The following is a 22,354-nucleotide window of genomic DNA, read 5'->3' on the forward strand; positions in this document are numbered from 1 at the left end:
TGAAATAAGGCATTTGGCAAAAGAAGATAAGTTGGAACCTGTGGAACAACAGCTCTAATTTGGAGATTAGACGAAGGATTAATAGGAGCAGAATCCCCAGAAGGCTTTGGTTCAACAGGGGAAGAAGCAGAAGGAACAGAATCTGGAGATGAAGGAGATACCGGAACAGATGGCTTAGATGGCATAGCCTCATCTGTAGAAGTCTCAACTGGAACAAATGGTGCAGGCATAGGCACAGCAGAAGGACTTTCTGGAACTGTTGGTACAGAGGGAGACGGAACTGGTGCAGAAGGAGTCAGCGTCGAATCCGTAGGGATAAATGTTTCAGACGGTTCAGATCCCTCAGGCAAAGAAGGTGTAGATGGTATAAGTGGAGGCTCAACAGAAGGGGGTTGTTCAGGTGAAATAGTCTCTGTTGGTCGTTTAGAAGGAACCGTCTCTTCTTCAGATTGAGGAGGTAAAACTGTAGACGTTGGCTTAGAAGCAGTTTCAGAAGAATCTAATTCAGGACCAATGTAAACACTTTCGAGACGAAAATCCCAAAAATCCCCTTCTCCAACAACCAATCTATTCTTTGGATCTGCATTTCCAGAAGAAGAACTTGGACCATAGGCACGAAGTTTATATTGATAAGGAAATCCATTCACTGTAGTATAACTATTGGCTAACTTAAAAGAACTTTCCTCTGCTGTCCCAGCAACTTGAACAAGTGAAATACTTTGACTCCCTTTATTGCCAGCTTCTCCTTCTAAGGTTTTGGAAAATTTCTCCATCATGAGCAGTGTACTTCCCAAAACATTCCCGTAGATCAAAATACGATCAGTTTTTTGCGGATTAAACGAGCCGTCATTATTCACAAACGCACTCATCTTAATCTGCACATTTCCCTTTGCATTATAAGCGTCTTTATCATATTGTATCCCATCTATTGGATTTATGTCATTTAGATTACTTCCTTTCTCAATATATACTTTTCCAATATATAGCGTTTGATAATCTTGAGATATAAATTTATCAAAAAAAATTGTGCTATCAGAAATGCTTATAGACGAAAGTAATGAATCTACAGGAAGAGATTCCTGCAAATCTGTATGTTTCCTTTTGGTGAGATACCATGCAGAGCCATGTGTTAATTCTAAGTGAACAGTTGATACATCCTCAACACGAATACCCCCTGTAAGGGTAGAATTCTTTGCTTTCACCAATAGAGAAGAATTATTTTGAGCCTTTAACAATAAATCACCAGAGATCTTTGTCCTTTCTGTTAATTCAATGGTAGCTTCAGCTCCATAAATATCATCTCCCGTACTATAAATGGCAATACCATCAGGAACTGAAAAAGTTGTCTGTGACAAATGCAAAGATGCTTCACCCCAAACAATTTTTTCTACTTTTGAAAGTTTTTCACTCCCTACCTTAAACATATCACCCCATACATCTGGACCTAATCCATAAAAATACAGACCGTATACTCCCTCACCCTGAACAGAAATATTGTTTTTTTCTATCTTAATACTTGTCTTTTTAAACGCATTTGATGAAGCGTATTCTTGAATCAACTTACCTTCAGCATCTGCATAACCTGCAAAATTCGTAATCAAGAAGCCATGCATATCAGTCAGCTGAATAGAATCACCACGCAAATGAACATTACCACCCTGTGATATGTCAAAAGCTCTTGGAAATTCATCAATAGTTTCATTATCAACTACAATCGTGTGTTTCTTACCTTTGCCCTGAATATTGGTTGTATCAATAAGATATTTTCCCCCAAATTGTGTTGAAAACGCACCAATCTCATTAAAAGTAATAGTACTGCCTGATATCCTAACGAATGCATCAGAACTACTAACAAATCCAATCCCTTTTGCATTCAAGTTATCTGATACAATATCAATATTTACGCTCACTAAAGCAATATCGGTTTTTTTTCCTTCTGCACATACAGCTTGCAAACTACCTTCAATCTTCCCTCTATTCATCACAACTTGCCCGTTCTGAACACGAAAACCGGACATATCCTTAATATTTGAATTGGTTAGAACAAGCTTGCCATCATCTTTTACAGATGCACTATATAAAAATGACTGCTTTGGCCTATGCAAGATAATATTTGTCTCTAATAAATTTAAAACAGTTCCCTCTTTTTCTATAGAGAAGACAGCAATAAAATCATCTAGAGAAGAGACAGAAGGAATATAATTTTTATTACTTATCGTATGTTTTTTACTATCGCTATACGTAAAAAAACTCCCTGATACATTACAGGAAGTTCCTAAATTATTAGGATTCGCATTAACACTCACGATTGGCAAAAAAGAAACAATAGCTGTTGTAATAAATAAAAATTTATACCCGCTTAATACATTAACCATAACTTTATTCCCAATTTGCCTTTCTCCCCCTGTTAGTTAAAAATAAAAAATATTCCCCATAATATTAAGTTAAACACACAAACAATGAGAAGTATAAAACTTAATATTCATTTTATACTTCTCAAAACACTTTATAACTTATGTAAAAATTACTCTATATTTCATAGGCATCTAAAAATGATAGCGTAAACCACCTGAAAAAATCGTCCCAGAAAAGCCAACTTTGCTGAGACGATACTGATCGGTCACATCTCCATGCAACGCAAAGTTTGAAGACAACTGAGCCTTCAGCCCTACTCCAGTTTCTAAAGAAGAACCAAAAGCTCCTAATTGAAATTCATCTCCAAACTGCACACGTTGTTTTTCGCCAAAACTATTGGTAAGATGAAGTTTCCCATTGAAAGAAACAACATGCCCTTCTTCAGAAGCAGCAAGCGTCTTGCTTAAATTCCCGCCAACACGCATCACCCACAAATCAAGCTTTCCCATTTCGACATCAAATCCATCGTTATCAGAGGTCTTATCAAACCGTATATTTTGATAAACGACCTGAACTTGCGTATCAAAAATAAGCCCCTTATGTCCTGTCATAAATGGCTTACCGGCAGCCAATGAAGCACTCAAAAGTGTCCCCTTCAATGTTGTTGTCTTACCTCTTGCTTGCGTGAGAACATCCCCTTTAAATAACCCGTAGAAAAAAAGTCCATCGATATAAAAGCCTGTATCATGCTGCATGCTGCCATATGCTGTAATAGACCATTTATCAAATGTACTTTTTTGCTTTCTTTAACATCTTGAGGCTGTAGAGAGTTTTTTCCCATTATTCTCCATTTTTCCAAAGCTCGAAGTGTGATGTGTATCCTCAATCGCATTGAGCAAGACACTTGCCTCTATACCATGAACATTAGAAACCTGAATCTTACCTTCATCAAAGGAAAAACCGCCCTGCTTCACACCAAACACAGATTGAGATAACGTATCATTTCTACTTTTCTTTTCGCCATTTCCTGTAATAGAACTTTTTTTAAAAGAAGTTTTATTGTCTTTTAACACAACCACTGCTGATGTAATCTTCTCAGATCTCTTTAATTCTAAAATTCCATCAGTTCCTGAAAGCCTTTTTCCCCTTTACTTTTTTGCGGTTTAATAACTATGTTATGAGTTCGTATTGTAAAAATAACACCTGTAGTCCTCCTATCCAATCCACTCATATATAACTTATTACGACTTCCAAAAGTACGAGAAGCATCAACTGTATCACACGAATACGACTTAAAAAGAGAATTACACGAGGGATTATAATCTTCTGCACTCACATCTATATTGTGCGCGAAGAAAGAAATAGAGGTCGTAAGAGAACACACACACATGACGTTTTAGTACTTTAATCATAATTTAGTCTAAACTTTCTTTATTTTATCTTCATAAAAAACTGATAAAGACACACCTAGTTCATCTACTCATTATTCTTATTATGTACCGTTATATATAATTTGTTTTGTGTTGTATGTAAAGTCAAAAATCAGAAAAACAACACAATAAAACCATGTTTTGTGTTTATGTCTTTCACAAAGGATGTATTAAAGAAAAATACAATTAAAAACGATAACTTAATCCACCAGAAAAATGCGTTCCGGAAAAGCCGTCACTCGTAAATTTATGCTGATAAATCAGATCGCTATGAAAAATAATTTTTGGAGATAATTGCGAAAAAACACCAAATCCAGCTTCTAAAGAAGTCCCAAAGGAACCAAGCTGGAAAGCATCTTTAAAATATACAAATTGTTTATCATCAAAACTACGAATGAAATGAAGCTTACCATAGAATGAAAGAACATGTGCATCTTTATCTTTAGTAAATGTAAGTGTCTTCGTTAAATACCCACCAATACGCATCCCCCAATGATCTGGGCTTCGCATATCAATATTAAAATTATCAATATCACGAGTCTTATGAAACTGAAGATTTTGATAAACAAACTGAACCTGTGGTTCAAAAATAAAATATCGGCTGCCTATCATAAACGTTTTACCAGCAGTTAAGGAAACACTTAGGGGCTTCCCTCTCAATGCAACCGTTTTACCTCGCTCAAGTGTGAGAACATTTCCATTAAACAAACCATAAGAGAAGAGACCATCCATATAGAGACCCGTATCATGCTGCATGCTTCCATATGCTGTGATTGTCCATTTATCAAATATACTTTCTTGACTTTGTTTAACCTTTCGAGGCTGCAACGAAAGTTTGCCATAATTTCCCATAATCCCAAAAGATGTCGTACTGTATGCACTTTCGATTTTCTTGAGTAAAAGACCTGCCTCTAGTGCATTATAATCAAGCTCACCGCCATAATCACCATATTTAAATGCAGACAAATTTGAAGTATAATGATGATGTCCACCGTAACCGCGCAAAAACAAAGCGGGATTTTCATCATTTTTTAACAACCGACCAGAAACAGTTCGCAGCGCTTGCAACTGCTTGCTTTGATTACTGATATCCATCAATCCAGCATAAAATAAGGTATTTGGCACAAGAATATAAGTCAAAACCTGTGGAACAACGACTCTCACATTTGGCTCAAAATAAGAAGAAGGCTCAAAAACAGATGCCGGAACAGAAGAACCAGACGCAGGTGGAGTAACAACAAAAGGAGTGGGTGAAACAGATGACAGAACAGGAGAAACAGATGCAACTGGGGAAACAACAGAAGGAGTGGGTGGAACAGATGGCGGAACAAGTGAACCAGATGCAGGTGGAGCAACTGGATTAGATTCAGCAATAGCGGGAACAACAGGTGCAAGAGAGGAAAGAGGATTGGGGATCTCAAGTACAAAAACATCAGATACATTAGGTGTGGTCGTAAGATGGGAATCCCTATCAGGAGAATCTACAGGAGAAGAAAGACTTGGCTCCTGAGGTTTTTGCTGAGAGTTAGAATCAATAGAACCATCCTCACCTCCAGTAATATTAGGATGAATTTTAAGAACAGAAGGAATATCATCAGAAGAAGGGGGGACAACCAAATCAAGAACAGGAAAAACTTTAGTGGAATCAACAAATTGACTTTCAAGTCGGAAATCCCAAAATGTTCCAGTATTTTTAAGCACTCTTTGATTGGAATCTGCAGTCCCTAAAGCAGAGCCTGGACCATAACTCTTAAGATGATACTGATAGGGTGAGGCTTCAAGTGTGACATACCCCCCATTTAACTGAAAAGAATCTTCCATGGCTTTTCCATAAACCTGAATAATGGAAATCCCCTGATTATTACCGCCCTCTCCCGTCAATGCCCCTGAGCTTCCAGGAACACTATACACATGGACTGTCGTTTTTCCTTCAAGATCACCATTGATTAAAAGCCGGTCAGTTTTTTGCTCTTGCAGAGCTCCGCCTTTATCCAAATATGCATTAAGATAAAGACGCGCATCGCCTTGTGCACGATAGACAGTCCCCGATCCTTTTCCGATGAGAAGTGTCTGATAACCATCTGTTGTTTTAGATTTTAATTCTTCAAAAACAAGAGAACTATCCGTAAGATTGACCGATGAAATGAAGGAATAGTCCCCTAAATTAGAACCAAAAGCATCAGAATTTTGCAATTTGTCATATTTTGGTCGCGATAAAATCCACTTTGAACCATTTTTTAAATCTATCTTAGCTGTAGAACTTTCATCAACATGTGCGCCTCCTACAAGGGTAGAAGCATCAGCCTCAATCTTTACAGTAGAACGCTCAACAGCTTTCAGGAGTGAATCTCCAGAAATTTTTGAATGTTGTGAGAGTTTAACAGAACTTTCAAATTCTCGATTATAAATAGCCGTACTTTCTGGAGCCATAAAAGTTGTCTTTGTCAAATGGACAGTCCCTTTTCCAGGTATAATTGTTTTTTTATCATTTAAGACAGCTTCCCAAAAAAAGTGCATGCCATTAAATCCATTCCCTCTCACAAAAATATTGGAATATTTTATATGAGCAGCATTATGGTTATTCCCCTGCACTACAATACCATGAACATTGTCGACATTAACGTTTCCTTTCTGGAAATTAAGAGAGCCTTTCCCCTGAAGCATACTAAAAGCAGAACCTTCACGATAATTATCTGTATTTGTTCCCAGTTTCCCCCTCCCACTAATAGAAACGCCCTCTAAATTAATTTCTCCATCTCCTCCTGTTTGAACACCAATACCATCAGCAAAATTAATTTTTCCTCCTTTCATATAAATTTTTGCACCATTATGACTCAAAAGACCTATCGCATCAGAAGATGTCTTAATCTCTGTCTTGGTCAAAGAAACAAACGACCCTTTACCCCCAACACTGATCCCCATTCTGGTTGCTTTAATCACCCCATTCTGCATCTCAAAAGCTCCCTCATCATTAATATCGGCCCCTATCGACACGTTATTTAACATGGAATCAAATAGAGCAACGCCTCCCCCATTTGAGGACTTTACAGCTGTTGTCCAAGCGTTTGTTTCTGAATGTCCATGTGCACTCGAAACACCGTTAATGATTATAGCCTCTCCCTCAATGACTGTATTTTTCCCTGATGCCTCTATGGCAGCATCAGAACTTTCACCCGTAAGTTGATAAGTTTTCTTGGCAATTTCATGCGTTTTACCATCATTACAGCGATAAAATGAGGCACTTTCGTTACATGAATATGGCTTCTTCTCAGAAGAAATCTCACCTGCATCAGTATTGTATACAAAGAAAAAAATAACCGTTGTAAAATGACATAAAGAGAGATGATTTTTAAACATAATTTTCTACAAACTTTCTTCCCCTTCTCTAAAAACAAAAAACACGCATTCTGTTTAATAAATTTGGTTACGCGTGATAATTTAAAATACGTTTTGGATTTTATATATCCACCCTATGTTTTATGTAAAGCTAGAATCCCAAAATATCACAATTTAAAATTGTATTATTTATAAAAACGCGTAAAAATATAGATAGAAATAAAAACTCTACCCCAAAGCGGTGATTTCAAGAGAATTTAATAAAAATACACTAAAGGAAGAAAAACAGCATAAGAAGCAAAAACTGCAAACCAGAAAGCCCTATCTCGTTTCTAAAAAGAAACAAACTTGCTCATGCAAAAAAACATTTTTTTAAAAAACTTGTTTAAAAAGTTGCAAACAAATAATAAAAAACCACAAGCTATGCTTATGGCTTTTTAAATAACTTACCCCAAGACGATCACCTAAAAACGATAGCGCAATCCACCAGAAAAACTGATTCCAGAAAAACCACCTTTACTCAACTTATGCTGATAAACCAAATCACCATGAAGCGCAAATTTTTGAGACAAGCGAGCATTAAGACCTAATCCAGCCTCTAGAGAAGAACCAAAAGCCGCTAACTGGAAAGAATCTTTAAAACGCACAGCTCTTTCTTTGCCAAAATCATGAGCAAAATGAATCTTTCCATAAAAAGAAACATCACGATCTTTTTCAGACGCAGTAAGAGTCTTTATCAAACGACCACCCATCCGCACCATCAATTGATCAAGTTTATCCATCTCAATATTAAAATTATCAATATCGCGGGCCTCATTAAATTGAAGATGCTGATAAACAACCTGAACCTGTGGATCAAAAACAACACCTTCATATCCTGTGGCAATTTTCTGACCACTCATCAAGGAAACACTTAAAGGGTTACCTTTCAATGTTGCCGTTTTACCCCGTGCAGTTGTCAGAACATCTCCCTTAAACAGACCATAAGATAACAAACCATCAACATAGAATCCTACATCATGCTGCATACTGCCATAAACTGTAGCAGTCCATTTATCAAATGTACTTTTTTGGCTTTGTGCAACATCTCGAGGTTGTAGAGAAAGCTTTCCATAAGACCCCATCACCCCAAAGGATATAACACTGTCAACATTTTCAACAGTTTGTAGCAAAACACCTGTCTCTAGTGCATAGTACCCTAGATCTCCCCCATAACCATATTCAAGCGCAGATAAATCTGAGGCATAACGATAACTCCCACCATAGCCACGCAAAAATGAAGCAGGATTTTCATGAATTTCCAACATTCCACTAAAATTAGTCCGTACTATCTCTAACTGCTTGTTTTGATTACTGATATCTATCAAACCAGCGTGGAATAAACTATTTGGCAAAAGCAGATAAGTTGGCACCTGAGGAACAACAACCTTAACGCCTTGCCTAGAATGATGCTCACCACCTAAACCAAGTTTAGAACTCTGAGTTAATCTAAATGTAGTATCAGAATCAACAAATCCATTTTCGAGGCGGAAATCCCAAAAATCTCCTTCACCTTCGACTAATCTTTGAGACGCACTCGCTCTTCCTAATTCAGAGTTTGGGCCATAAGCATGAAGCCTATATTGGTAAGGTAGACCGTCCAATGCAATATAATCACCATCCAACAAGAAAGAATCTTTCTCTGCTGTTCCAGAAACCTGAATAATCGAGATACCTTTATCATTTCCATAATGCCCCGTACCACCTCCTGGACTTCCTGAAACACCATGCACATGTATTATTGTTTTTCCTTCAATATCACCATGGAATAAAAGACGATCCGTTTTTTGATTCTGAAGAGCCCCCCCCTTATTCAAATAGGTGTTGAGATAAAGATGTGCATTACCTTGTGCTTTATAAACTTCACCTGTTCCTCTCCCAACACGAAGTGTTTGATAGCCATCAACTATGTTAGTTTCTGGTTGTTCAAAAATAATAGAACTATCAATAAGATGTATTAATGAAATTGATGAAACACCTATAGAACTAGAAACTTGTAAATTTTTATTTTTCGGCCGTGATAAAATCCATTTTGAATCACCTCTCAACCGAAATTCAGCAGAAGAACTTTCATCAACATGTGTCCCCCCTACAAGTGTAGAAGCATCCACTGAAACCTTCACAAAAGAGCCATCCTCAACCTTCAGTAATAAATCTCCAGAAAGTTTGGAATTATCCAACAGCCTAACAACACCACCAGATCCTCTGCTATAAATAGCTGCACTCTTTGGAACTGTAAAAGAGGTTCTTGTCAAGCCAACAATCCCTCGTACGGGTAAGTTCGTTTTTGGAAGACTTCCGAACATCTCTTCCTCACCCGCAAAAATATAAAAATAATGAGGATACTCGTGATCCTTCATTTCCTCATTTCTGTCTCCTAGTCCCTCCCAAAAACGCAACCCATAAGACGTATTACTTTCTACCAAAACCGTAGAATCCACGATAGTTATAAAGATACCCTTCCCATCGATATTATTCCCATGCATTGAAAAACCATGAGCATTGGCTAGATTAACTTTACCTTTCTCAAAATGGATACTCCCAGCATCAAACGCATGAAAAGCTGAATTTTCATTATGGTCATCTATACTCATCCCCTGACTACCTTGTTCGGTAATAGAACTACTCCTTAAATCGACCTGTCCCCAATTTCTTACTTCAACTCCGATACCCTTTGTAAAGTTAATCTCTCCTCTTTCTATAATCACTTGTCCATGTTCACTCGCCACGACCCCATACTTCCAAAAACTTTCTTTTGAAATAACAGCACTTGAAGCATCCTTAACAGTTATATTTTTCCCGAAGAGAAGCGTTTTTCTTCCAGATGCTTGTATAGCAACAGTTTCATTCGTATTTTCATCAGTTTTTTGATAATTTTTATTGTAAAAGTAGTGTTTTTTACCATCATTACACCGATAAAATTCACTATTCATAATACATGAAAATTGATCCTGATTATTTTGTGTCTTACCATTAACGCCAGAACGACCTTGTACCCCAGTATTAACAACAGCACCATCTTGAACCGTAGCATCAACATTGTGTGCAAAAAAAAGAAATGCTGTTGTAAAAGTACATAAGGAAAAACGATTTTTAAATAGATTGACCATAATTACACCATAATTTTGCCCATAAAAGTAACACGTAATGTATCAAAGAAAACTTAACAAAGAGAAAAATTAGTACGTTTTGGATTAACTGTGCAGACCTTATTAATTCTTTTTGTGTTTTATGTAAATATGGAATTTAAAAGTTACTAAAAATACAGACTAAATCTATTTTTTTATAAGGAATTTGCAAAAATATAACTGAAAAATGAGAGAAAAATCATCTTTAAAGTTGTTATTTAAAAGCAGCTTTAAGAGATTTTTGTACATTAAGAATGCCTATTTTAACTGTTGTTTAATCAATACCCAAAGCGTGTATAATTAATATTCGAGATAAATATTATATTGAAACAATAGGCACTCGTAAGCAGACAAAACTGAATATATGCCAAAATTGGGAAGCAAAGCTATCACATACAGCTGTTTTAGACAGTGTTTATGGAAATACGAACTAATTTAGAAAGAGGAGGAAAGTGTAAAAATTAAAATCTGTTCCGATTTTTACCATCTCTTTTCAACATTTAAAAATATTCAGAGCCGTATCTAAAAGGTGAAAATGACATATAATTTTATCTTTTTATTTATCACATTCTTTAAAGAAAACGCACTTTCAAAAAAATAATACGTTATTTATGTTTCTAATCCACCAATTTTCTCAGATATATCTCATTATTTCCATCCCCATTTCATAACGACAGCAGATATAATATCAAGTTTATCGGATACAGCCCTCATTGCGCCTGAGTAGCATCTTTGTCTTTGCCAATTTCTAATATTGTAAATCCTCCCCTCTTAACATAATCCCCCAAATTATATTGACTCCTTTCTTAAACGATTATCCACTTGCTAATCTTACATATAATAGACAAAGGAATGCTTTTTATGGATTCATCATAAGAGCATTGAAAATATTTCAGCGCCCTAAATTAAAAAATATCTTTATAAATCAAAATATTATAAATAATATAATAATCACTCTGAAATACACATTTTGAAACGATAACGTACAAACTCTTCAGATTTTTCAAAAAAAACGAAAGAAGTCCAACCCAAAAGCATATTAAAGATATGCAAAGTCACACTCTCGTAAAAATGCTATAACACAAAATGAATAGATAATGAGAAAAAGCCACAAGTACAACTTGTAGCTTTTTGAAAGATTAATCAAAAACAGCAACAAAACTAGAAATGATAACGCAATCCACCTGAAAAACTCGTTCCAGAAAAACCAGCTTTCGTTAGTTTGTGCTGATAAACCAAATCACCGTAAAGCGCAAATTTTTGAGATAATTGAGCATTAAAACCTAATCCAGTTTCTAATGAAGAACCAAAAGCACCTAACTGAAAAGCATCTTTAAAATGCACAAATTGTTTTCCTTCAAAACCATGAGCAAGATGAAGCTTGCCATAGAAAGAAACAACCTGAGCCTCATCAGTAGCAACCAGCCTCTTTGTTAAACGCCCTCCAACACGCCCTACCCACTGATGAAGTTTTCCTAAATCAATATCAAAGCCGTCCACATCACGTACCTTATTAAATTGAAGATATTGATAAACAACCTGAACTTGCGGATCAAAAACAAAACCGTCCTCTCCTACCATAAATGTTTTACCAGCAGACAATGAAGCACTTAAAGGATTTCCCTTTAATGTTGCCGTCTTGCCCCGTGCAGTTGTTAGAACATCACCTTTAAACAAACCGTAAGACACAAGACCATCAACGTAAAAACCTGCATCATGCTGCATACCACCGTATGCCGTAACTGACCATTTATCAAATGTACTTTTTTGACTCTGCTCAACATTCAAAGGTTGCAAAGAAAATCTCTCGTAAGCCCCGATAATTCCAAAAGAAGTGGAACCATACATATTTTCGATTGCTTTTAGCAAAACACCTGCTTCTAGTGCATTATAATTAAACTCGCCGCCATAACCATATTCAAGCGCGGAAAGATTTGAAGTATAACGATGATTGCCGCCATAACCGCTCACAAAAAAGAGAGGATTTTCACGACTTTCTAATAAGCCCCCAGAAGTAATTCGCAAAGCTTCTAACCGCTTATTTTGATTGTTAACATTCATCAAACCAATATGACGTAAAGCATTAGGCAAAAGGAGATAAGTCGGAACCTGCGGAACAACAGCCTTAACGCCCGGCTTAGGACGAGGATGGGGCTCCGGAGCTGGTTCTGGAGAAGGTTCTGGTCCCGGAATTGGCTTAGGAGAAGGATCTGGTTTAGGTTGAACATCAGAATCTATAGACCTACTTTCAAGGCGGAAATCCCAAAATTCTCCGCTCCCTTCCACTAATCTTTGATCCATGCTTGCTTTTCCAAACTCAGACCCTGGACCATAACCATAAAGCTTATATTGATAAGGTAATTCGTTTAACGCTACATAACCACCTTTCAACTGAAAAGAATCTTGCTTTGCTTCTCCTGAAACCTGAATAACTGAAATACCTTCATTATTTCCCCCCTTTCCCGTATATCCTCCTGGACTTCCTGCAACTCCATGCACTTGGAGCTTTGTTTTTCCCGAAACATCCCCATGAATTAAAACACGATCAGTCTTTTGATGATTAAGAGCACCACCAATATTCAGGTATGTATTAAGGGAAATAGAGGCACCTTCCCGTGCTCTATAAACCTCACCCTTTCCCTTTCCAATACGAAGAGTTTGATAATCATCAACAGAAGGAGATTCTGGTCTTTTAAAATGAATAGAGCTATCACCCATAAGACTAACGAGTGAAATAGAAGAATCATTTGCAACCTTACGTTGATCTTTTTGCACCTGTTGTTGTAAAATCCATGTAGAACGACCTCCCAGATAAAGTTCGGCATGAGAATCTTTATCAACGTGAGTACGACCTTCAAGGGTAGAACCATCAGCCAAAACCGTTATAGAAGCCCCTTTCTCAGCTCTTAATAAAAAATTCCCTGAACGAAGAGTACTTTTCATCAAACTCACCGCACCAGAAATAAGGTTTTCACCATAAAGAGCCGTATCGTCTTCAACAGAAAACTCTGTTGTATCCAAATTAACAACTTCCAATCGTGGTGGAGCTTTTTCTTCCTCTAATGAAATCTCCTCTTTTTTATCCCCATCTTCGCTCCATGGCTTTTCTCCCTGAAAATAGATACCATAAGATCCCTCACCCTTTACGGTAACAGAAGAAGACTTAAAATTAGCCTCGGTCACATAAAAGTTATTCGATAAATCTTCATCTTCAGTTTCAGCTTCTGTTTCAGATCGTTCTGGTACAACATGAAGAGGCTTGATAGGATTTTCTAATAATATACCATGTGCATCCTCAACCTTAATAGTCCCCCCTGTAAACTCAACACGTCCCCCTTCATCCATTAAAATAGCCGCATCACTTTTGTCTCTGTGGCCTTTTCCAGTAACAGTAACACCATCGAGAATAACCTTCCCTCCCAACATCGCAGAAATCCCATGACTGTTGGTAAAGTTAACCTCCCCACCTTCCACCCAAATATCTGCCCCGCTATAACTGGAAAGACTTGCCTTCCCATCACGCGTATTAACTTTTGCACCCTCTAGAATAACCAATGAATTCCCCACAGCTTCAACAGCCCTATCACTGTCCTCTATAATCCCCTGCTTTACCTCAATGATTCCATTATGAGCAAAAAGAGCTAACTTTGTATTTTTAAGCGTCGTTTTTTTCAAAACAATCTTTCCATCATCGGATACAGCCACACCACGCAAAAAAGATTTATCAGAAACTTCACTGCTAACAGTTACATTCTCTCCATCAACTCTGGACCCTATCCGCTTCACCGTTATAGCAGTAGGATCATCAGGATAGTTGGAAACATTTTCGTTCGTAATTGTATAAGATTTATTATCAATTTTAGATTCCCCGCAATTATCGCATATATAATATAATCCACTATAAAAATAGAACGCAGGCTTCACACCTCTTCCATCAGAATCTCCATCTTTAGTAGAGTTATCTACATTATCCTGATGTTTGGTGTCCCCAGCCAATCCACTCAGCTTACGATAGTCACTTCCTCCACGAATACCCTCATCGTTATTGCCAACATTAATCATATTAGAAGGGTAATAATTATCCCCACTCTCTCCACTAAGAGGAAGCTTATGCTTATTATTCCCGCTAAGATAAGGAGAAGAATTAGCAGAGACAACTGGGATAACCTTTATAACATAAGGTTTACTATCCTTCCCCTCTGCAGCCGCATACACTTCTCTTCCATTTTGAAGCAAAGAGAGGATAGCTGTTGTACAAGCACATAAACATACATGATTTCTAAAAACTTTAATCATAGTTCCCTCGAAACTTTCCTTCCCCTCTCATTAAAAACAAAAGCACTTACAAAACACCCCCTTGCACACCTCAAAAATACGAAAAGTGTAACAAAAGAACATGCCTCATGCCTATTTGAACTGTGCAATGAATTATCCCAATAAATTTGGCAAAAGCTCTACGCTAAAAACCATCTATAAGAGAATAACAACAAAACACAATTTATAAGTGTATAATGCATTCTGTATTTCGTGTAAAGAAAAAATGAAACCAGTGCGTGCAATTAATTAAAAACACAATCTAGCCTTGTGAACTTTAAAAATTAATCCACAAGGAGATGAATGAAACAATGATTTAAATCCGTAAAAAACAAACTCTCAAAAACGAGCTTTAGAAAACATCAAATATTATATTAGATAATATCAATACAGTACTAAAAAGGATAACGTAATGCATACCATTCTGCTGAACGCTTAAAAAGCCGATAAAAGCGAAGCACTCTATCGCATCAGTAGCAGCATAAATTTTAAGAAAATTCGCTTTAGCGGAGAAAAGTGCTCTCATACACAAAAAAACTATGTTTTTTTTGCTCAATCAAGAAGACGAAAATCTTTTAAAGACAACACAAGTTGTTACAAAGAAAAAAGGCAGCACAATGTGCTGCCTTTTCTAAAAAGGTACATAGTGTACCTTATATTAAAACTGATAACGTATTCCTCCGGAAAAACTTGTTCCCGAAAAACCAGCCTTATTAAGCTTATGTTGATAGAGAATATCAGCATGCAGAGAGAACTGTGGCAACAATTTGGCATTAAAACCTAATCCAGCCTCTAGAGAAGAACCAAAAGCTCCTAACTTGAAAGCATCATTGAAATGCACAGACTGTTTTCCTTCAAAACCATGAGCAAGATAAAGCTTACCATAGAAAGCAACAGCATTCACGCCTTCAGAACCTGTAGGAATCTTGGTTAAACGTCCACCAACACGTGCTACCCACTGATTAAGGTTACCCATTTCAATATTAAAATTGTCGATATCACGGGCCTTATTAAACTGGAGATGTTGATACACAACCTGAACCTGCGGATCAAAGACAAAGCCCTTATATCCTGTCATAATTGTCTGACCACCAGCTAAAGAAACACTCAAAGGATTACCTTTTAATGTTGCTGTTTTACCCCGTGCAAGGGTGAGAACATCACCTTTGAACAGACCATAGGATAAAAGACCGTCAACATAGAAGCCAACATTATGCTGCATGCTACCATATACCGTAGCAGTCCATTTATCAAATGCACTCTTCTGACTGTGCTCAACATTCACAGGCTGCAGAGAAAGTTTTCCATAAGTTCCCATAACGCCAAAGGATATAGCACTATCAGCATTTTCAATAGTTTGCAGCAAAACACCTGCCTCTACACCATTATAACTAAGATCACCTCCGTAACCATATTCAAGTGCGGACAGATCTGAAGTATAACGGTAACTTCCACCATAGCCGCGCAAGTATAAAGCAGGATTTTCACGAACCTCTACCATTCCTGTAGAAGTCATCCGCAACGTCTCCAATTGCTTATTTTGATTGCTAATATCCATCAAACCAGCGTGGAATACGCTATTAGGCAAGCTGAGATAAGTTGGAACCTGTGGAACAACAGACCTTACAAATTGTGCAGGAAGGGCAGCAGATCCAACAGACTTAACATACTGATTTTCTAGACGGAAGTTCCAAAATTCTCCACCATCCTTAACAAATTTCTGCTGAACATGCTCCTGTTTCGAAGTCGCTTCTGGAGCATAAGCACGAAGGGTGTATTTGTAAGGTGAGTTTCTCAGTGCAACATAATTGCCATCGAGTTGGAAAGAGTCTTTCTTCGCTTGACCATAAACCTGAATAATTGAAACACTATGAGCAATCTTGGCATTCGCTTTACCATCTCCTGCATTGCCCGCATCACCTCGTACATGTATTTTTGTTTTTCCAGAAACATCACCATGAATGACAAGCCGATCAGTGACTTGCTGATCACTCGGATCACGAGGATTTAAACGTGCATTGAGATGAATTACAGCATTACCCTGTGCCGCATAAACTGTTCCTTTCCCATTTCCAATATGGAGAGTCTGATATTTGCCTTCAGATTCCGAAGGTGCAAAATCAATAGCACTATTTACAAGACTTACAGAAGCAATGCATGAATCCACACATCCTGAATCTAGAGTTCCTAAATTCCTCTGTGCACTTCTTTTTAGAATCCACTGTGAATTATTAGCCAAGTCTAATTTTGCATAAGAATTTTTATCAACGCGAACACCGCCTGTAACAATAGAACTATCAACTGAAACCAATATGTTCGAATCATTCTCGGCTTTTAATAACAAGTCACCAGCAAGAGTTGTTTTATTTTCTAATGAAACATGACCACCAGAATTATTACCATAGATAGCTATACCATTTGCAACTTGAAAATCAGTTTTTTTCAACGAAACTGTCCCCGTTACGCCTATAGGTGTATTCTCCTGTTTGGATACAACGCTCCGCTTAACAACGCCTGTTTGCGCAATTTCTAGATTCTGACTTCGATTTTGTTGACTCGCTTCCTTCTGTGTTCCCCCATCAAAATATATGCCGTAGACTCCGTCGCCTTCCACTTTAACAGTAGAAAACTCGATATTTACGTAATTCATAGTAGGACGAACGTCAGAAGATCTCCTTCTCCTAGAAGAGCCGGTCTCAACCACATTATCATCAGACTTTATAATCCACAAAGCATGAGCATCAGTAACAACATTTCCGTTCTTAAAATCAACAGAAGCATTATCACTCACCAAAAAAGCTGCACGTCCAAATTTCTCTGTAGAATTCGACTTTCCTGCTTCTTTTTTCGCAGTAATATTAACTTTGTTTAATCTTACACGTCCCCCCGCTTCTGATCTCACAGCCACTCCATTTGTCAGCATAACCGTTCCAGAGTCCATAGTTACCTCACCAGCCTGACTCGCCAAACCAGCCACAGCTAAATCCCCCGTTACGTTAATTTTCGTATCCTTTAAATTAACAGATGATCCAGAACCCGCCAAAGCGCCCACATAAAGCGCATCTACTGTTCCACCAATCATCTTAACCTTCCCGCCACTTTGCGCTTCAAGCCCAATCACAGAAGATTGAATTGTTGATTTATTATCCAAAACAACTTCTGCCCCCTCTTCTGCAAGCACAGCACTCACGGCATATATTTCATTAAAATCAACATTATTTTTGCTATCAGAAAAATCCGCACCACTAATTGTGGCTCCCTCTAGCTTGATAACTGTATTTGGATTTATTGCATGCATAGGATGCTGAGTTTTATCACTTACCTTCAGTGTCTCCCCTGTTATTGTCCGCGATTTACCATCTCTACACAAATAAGTAGTCTGTGATCCCTTCTCACCATTATTCATATCATCACATGTAGAAGAAACCGTTTCCTTAGAAGAAACATCTCCATTACCAGTACGACTAAGCATAAGAACACGCCCAACAGCTCTAGAAGATACAGCAGATGTCTCAGAAACCACAGGAGAAGAAGCATTCATAGCAGAAGCCCCATTAGAAGATATAACAGCTATCTCAGAAACCACAGAAGTAGAAGGCTGCATAGCAGAAGCTCCATTAGATATAGCAGGTATCTCAGGAACAGAAGGCTGCATAGCAGAAGCTCCATTAGATATAGCAGGTATCTCAGGAGCAGAAGGCTGCACAGCAGAAGCTCCATTAGATATAGCAGATATCTCAGAAGTAGAAGACTTCATAGAAGAAACTCCATTAGAAGATATAACAGCTATCTCAGAAACCACAGGAACAGAAGCATTCATAGCAGCCTTCATAGCAGCAGCTGATTTTATAGGTGATGGCCTCTTAGATACAATATGATCCCCAGGTGTTACAAAAATTTCATCGGCAGATATTACAGATCCTCTACCTGTATCAGATCTCCCACTTAAATTAACTCTTGGAGGTACTAAAGATGCCAAATTTCTGGATAAAGAAGGAGTAACAGATGACGGAGATGGAGTAACAGGTAAAAAGGTATGCACTACAACCTCAGATGTTTCAGATTCCGTAAAATCTTCGTTATCATCATCTTCATAAAATTCGTCAGATGTTTCAGATCTCAAAAGTGAATTGCCTTGAACAGAGACTACAGATGTAGATTCCCCAGATACAGGAGGAGTTATGGATTCACTATTTACTTCACCAGCACCAGTGTCAGCATTAGTATTTATTGCAGTTTCAGTAGAAGCATCAGTAGAATCAACTGCAACAAGTGGCTTAGCCTTAAAAATAGGTTGAAAATTAGCAGTAGCAGTATAAGCAGAAACGAGAGGTATAAAATATTCATTTTCTAAACGAAAATCCCAAACACTTCTACTATTTTTAAGTAATGTCTTATCAAAATACTGCATTTTCGGAGGAGTAGTTGGACCATAAGCACGAAGAACATACTTATAAGGTAACCCTTCTCGTGTAATATAATCACCTTTCAGCTTAAAAGAATCCCTCTCTGCATTTCCAAAAACCTGAATAATTGAAATGCTATGAGGTGTATCTTGACTTTGTGATATACCATCAGAAGTATCATTCACAACTACCATTGTTTTTCCAGAAACATCACCATGAATCAACAATCTGTCAGATATTTGAGAATTTTCTGTATTGCTAGGCATCAAATTTGCATTGAAGTAAATTGTAGCACCAGAAGCGGCAGAAGCAGCACTATAAACTGTTCCATTCCCATCTCCTATGCGAAGGGTTCGATACTCAATATCTTTATTAGATGTATTTTCATTTTTCAAAGAAGTAAAAAATCTAACATTACTATCTACAAGATTCATAGACGAAAGACATGAATCTACACAACCCGTATTTGAATTTTCCAAACTATTATGCAGATTCTTTGTTAAATACCACTCTGATCCCCCAGATAGAAAAAGCCTAGCTTGAGATTTTTTATCAACGTGAGCTCCCCCCATGACGACAGAGTCTTCAACAAAAACCGACAAATGCGATCCCTCTTCAGCTTTCAACACTAAATCACCCGAAAGAGTTGAGTCATCTTTTACAACGACGTACCCATCCAAACTGTTACCATAAATGACCACACCATTAGGAACTCTGAAAACCGTATTTTTCAAAAGAACTGCATACAAACTATCTCCATCATCTTTTATTCCACCCTCTCCTAGATTTTGACCTACATTTTGATCACTTTCTTGTCTCACACTCGTTTGATCATTTTTTCTCCTCACATTCGAAGGTATATCACCAAAAAATACACCATAAGACTTACCTTCCACTTTAACGGTTGAATTTTGAATATCAGAAACTATTAAGTTGACAACCCTAGAGTTTGCATCTGGTTTAGACGCCACCACTGCAGAATCTCCAGCGCCAGCTCCAGATGGTGCACTAGTACTTCTAGAATCTGCACCGCTTCCTAAAAAATTCTCTATAGGGAATAAAGCCTCAAAATACGTGGAACTAATATTATTAAGGACAGCGCCATCTCTAGTTTCAATAGAGATGACCTCACCAATGAAAGAATCACTATCAGCCTCAGAATCCTGTTGCGTATCCTCGCCATCCTCACTCTCCGCTTCTACTCCATTAGAAGCTCCAGAGACTCTATTAGAAGCTACAGAGATATTATTCTTAAAGCTATCACTTACCAACAATGCAACAGTATTAGGAGCTCTAAGTTTTCCATTTTTAAAGGAAATAGTACCTCCAAGTGACAATAAACCTATATTCGTCTCCGAAGTACCAACTTCTGTAGTTTTTGGTTCCTCAGCAACATTGATAACCGTCCCGTCTAGTAGAACAGTCCCCTCTTTTGTAGAGATAACTCCTATTCCACCCTCTTTCACGGTAATTGCTCCAGACCTCATCTCGATAACGGATGGACCCAAACTAACTAAACCGATTCTTTTAACATTAATATCTACATTCTCTAAAACAATCCACCCATTATCACTAGCAAGAGCACCTATATACGCATCTCTGATTCCTCCCCCCACCATCGTGATCTTTCCAGTCTCTTCAGTCCGAAGCCCAATAAAAAAACCCTGAATATTTGAGTTTTTCAAATTAACCTCTGCATTCATATTTGAAGCAGAATCTCCGACATATACACCAACATAAAGCGGATCATGAATATATAAACTACCTATGTTCTCTATACCTACTTTATAATCCTGTATACCCACTGCAGATAAACTTTCAGAAAGTTCTTTCCCAATATTCATGCTTTCAATGGATACTTCGTCCAAATTAACAACTACTTTCCCATCATCAAGAGGAGATTCCACATTTACAGCGCTCTCACCTTGATCCGCTATAATAGTCCCCCCTATTAGAGCATATACTCCGGACCGATCACAGGAAATAGATCCATATATTCGCTGATCACCATTGAGTAAATCAGCCAATCCTTTACCTGCCTCCACAGAATCTATAAATTCTAGAGCCCCAACACCATCACCAACCGGTGTAGATACACTCACACCAGGCACAAAAAGACCTGCTCTATCAGGTGTTAAAGAATTCAATACAAAACTTGATATACCTGGCATACCAATAAGACCATCTGCACTCGCTTTTTGTACTCTTAGCGCCTCTTCCCCCACTGGAAAATATGTTTCAGCTAAACTATTTTTTTTCGGAATATTAAATAATGTCCAAACATCTACATTTCTTGGAACATCTAGTATTCTAACCAACTCTCCTCCTAATCCACTTGGTACACCTGCAAGCCCCGCACGTGCTTTCTTCCCACTTGCTATTGCTGTTTTTGCTTCTTTTGCTTCCACATTTTCTGCTCTTGTTGCTCTTGCCTTCCTAGTAGATACACCGCCTGTACCTGGAACACCTGGCATACCACTCAAAGTATCATTTGACGTAGTACCTGGACCAACACCTGGAATAGCAGGCAGATTCGTTGTATCTGCCCCACTCGCAACACTTGATATAGCCTCTGGTCTTTGTTGACTTACAGTGTTTAATCCTCCTAAAGTATCTTGTACAAGAGCTAATGAGCCACTGGAGCCAGCTGGTACACCTGCTTGCGGCATATTTACTACTGTTTCCACCCTAGTAGATAAGACGCTTGAACTAGGAGTAGATAGGACACCTGAACCTGGGACCCCTGGCACAGCACCTGTACCACTCGCAACACCAGGTACTGCACCTGCAACACTCGCAATACCAGGTACTGCACCTGCAACACTCGCAACACGAACACTACTATCTGCAACATTCCGTATCATGCCAGGAACAAAAATATTATTCTTTCTAGAATGACAAGCACTAATAGGTCGAATATGATTTAAAACAGGCACAATCTGAGCCTGAGCCTGAGCCTGAGCCTGAGCCTGAGCCTGAGCCTGAGGCTGAGCCTGAGGCTGAGGCTGAGGCTGAGGCTGAGCAGAACCACTACCAACAGGATTACCGACTCTAGGTTCTGCTCTTCCAGAAGCCTCCACTCCTCCGGGTGGTGTTATAGCCCCTGTGCTCGACCCTCCAATGAAAGAGGTAAATGATGATAATGAAGGAAGGAATGATGAGAACCAAGTACTCCCCATAGAAACATCTACACCTTGTAAAAAGAAGAAAGCACTTGTTGTTAGTGCGTACAAACGTGTACGCTTTTTAAATACATTGATCATATGTCAAACTTTCTAAATAATGTTGCAAAAACACTAGAATTAAGTGAAAATGAGGTAAGTGAACGATTTGTAACATATGTCAG

The 22,354-nt window shown here is 38.0% G+C and carries 5 protein-coding genes and 1 pseudogene; all 6 read right to left on the reverse strand.

Features of this window, described 5'->3' with window-relative positions; genetic code table 11:
* Positions 1-2,375 (reverse strand): autotransporter outer membrane beta-barrel domain-containing protein (locus ACFINA_RS08190; RefSeq protein WP_375615390.1); only part of this gene is annotated, 2,375 nt, incomplete at its 3' end.
* Between the two features lie 171 nt (positions 2,376-2,546).
* Positions 2,547-3,275, reverse strand: a pseudogene (locus ACFINA_RS08195) (autotransporter domain-containing protein); the annotation flags it as partial.
* A 696-nt stretch (positions 3,276-3,971) separates the two neighbouring features.
* The gene (locus ACFINA_RS08200) at positions 3,972-7,142 is read right to left on the reverse strand and encodes an autotransporter outer membrane beta-barrel domain-containing protein (protein WP_375615391.1); all 3,171 of its coding nucleotides are present in this window, start codon (positions 7,140-7,142) and stop codon (positions 3,972-3,974) included.
* A gap of 443 nt (positions 7,143-7,585) precedes the next feature.
* On the reverse strand, positions 7,586-10,270 hold the full coding sequence (locus ACFINA_RS08205; RefSeq protein WP_375615392.1) for an autotransporter outer membrane beta-barrel domain-containing protein: 2,685 nt from the start codon (positions 10,268-10,270) through the stop codon (positions 7,586-7,588).
* Positions 10,271-11,449: 1,179 nt separating this feature from the next.
* Positions 11,450-14,584, reverse strand: a complete 3,135-nt coding sequence (locus tag ACFINA_RS08210) for an autotransporter outer membrane beta-barrel domain-containing protein (RefSeq protein WP_375615393.1) — start codon at positions 14,582-14,584, stop codon at positions 11,450-11,452.
* 676 nt (positions 14,585-15,260) lie between these two features.
* A complete protein-coding gene (locus ACFINA_RS08215; RefSeq protein ID WP_375615394.1) occupies positions 15,261-22,271 on the reverse strand; it encodes an autotransporter outer membrane beta-barrel domain-containing protein in 7,011 nt (2,336 codons plus the stop codon).
* Positions 22,272-22,354 lie beyond the last annotated feature (83 nt).

This window comes from Bartonella sp. AC10YNML (assembly GCF_042196825.1).
Taxonomy (GTDB): Bacteria; Pseudomonadota; Alphaproteobacteria; order Rhizobiales; family Rhizobiaceae; genus Bartonella.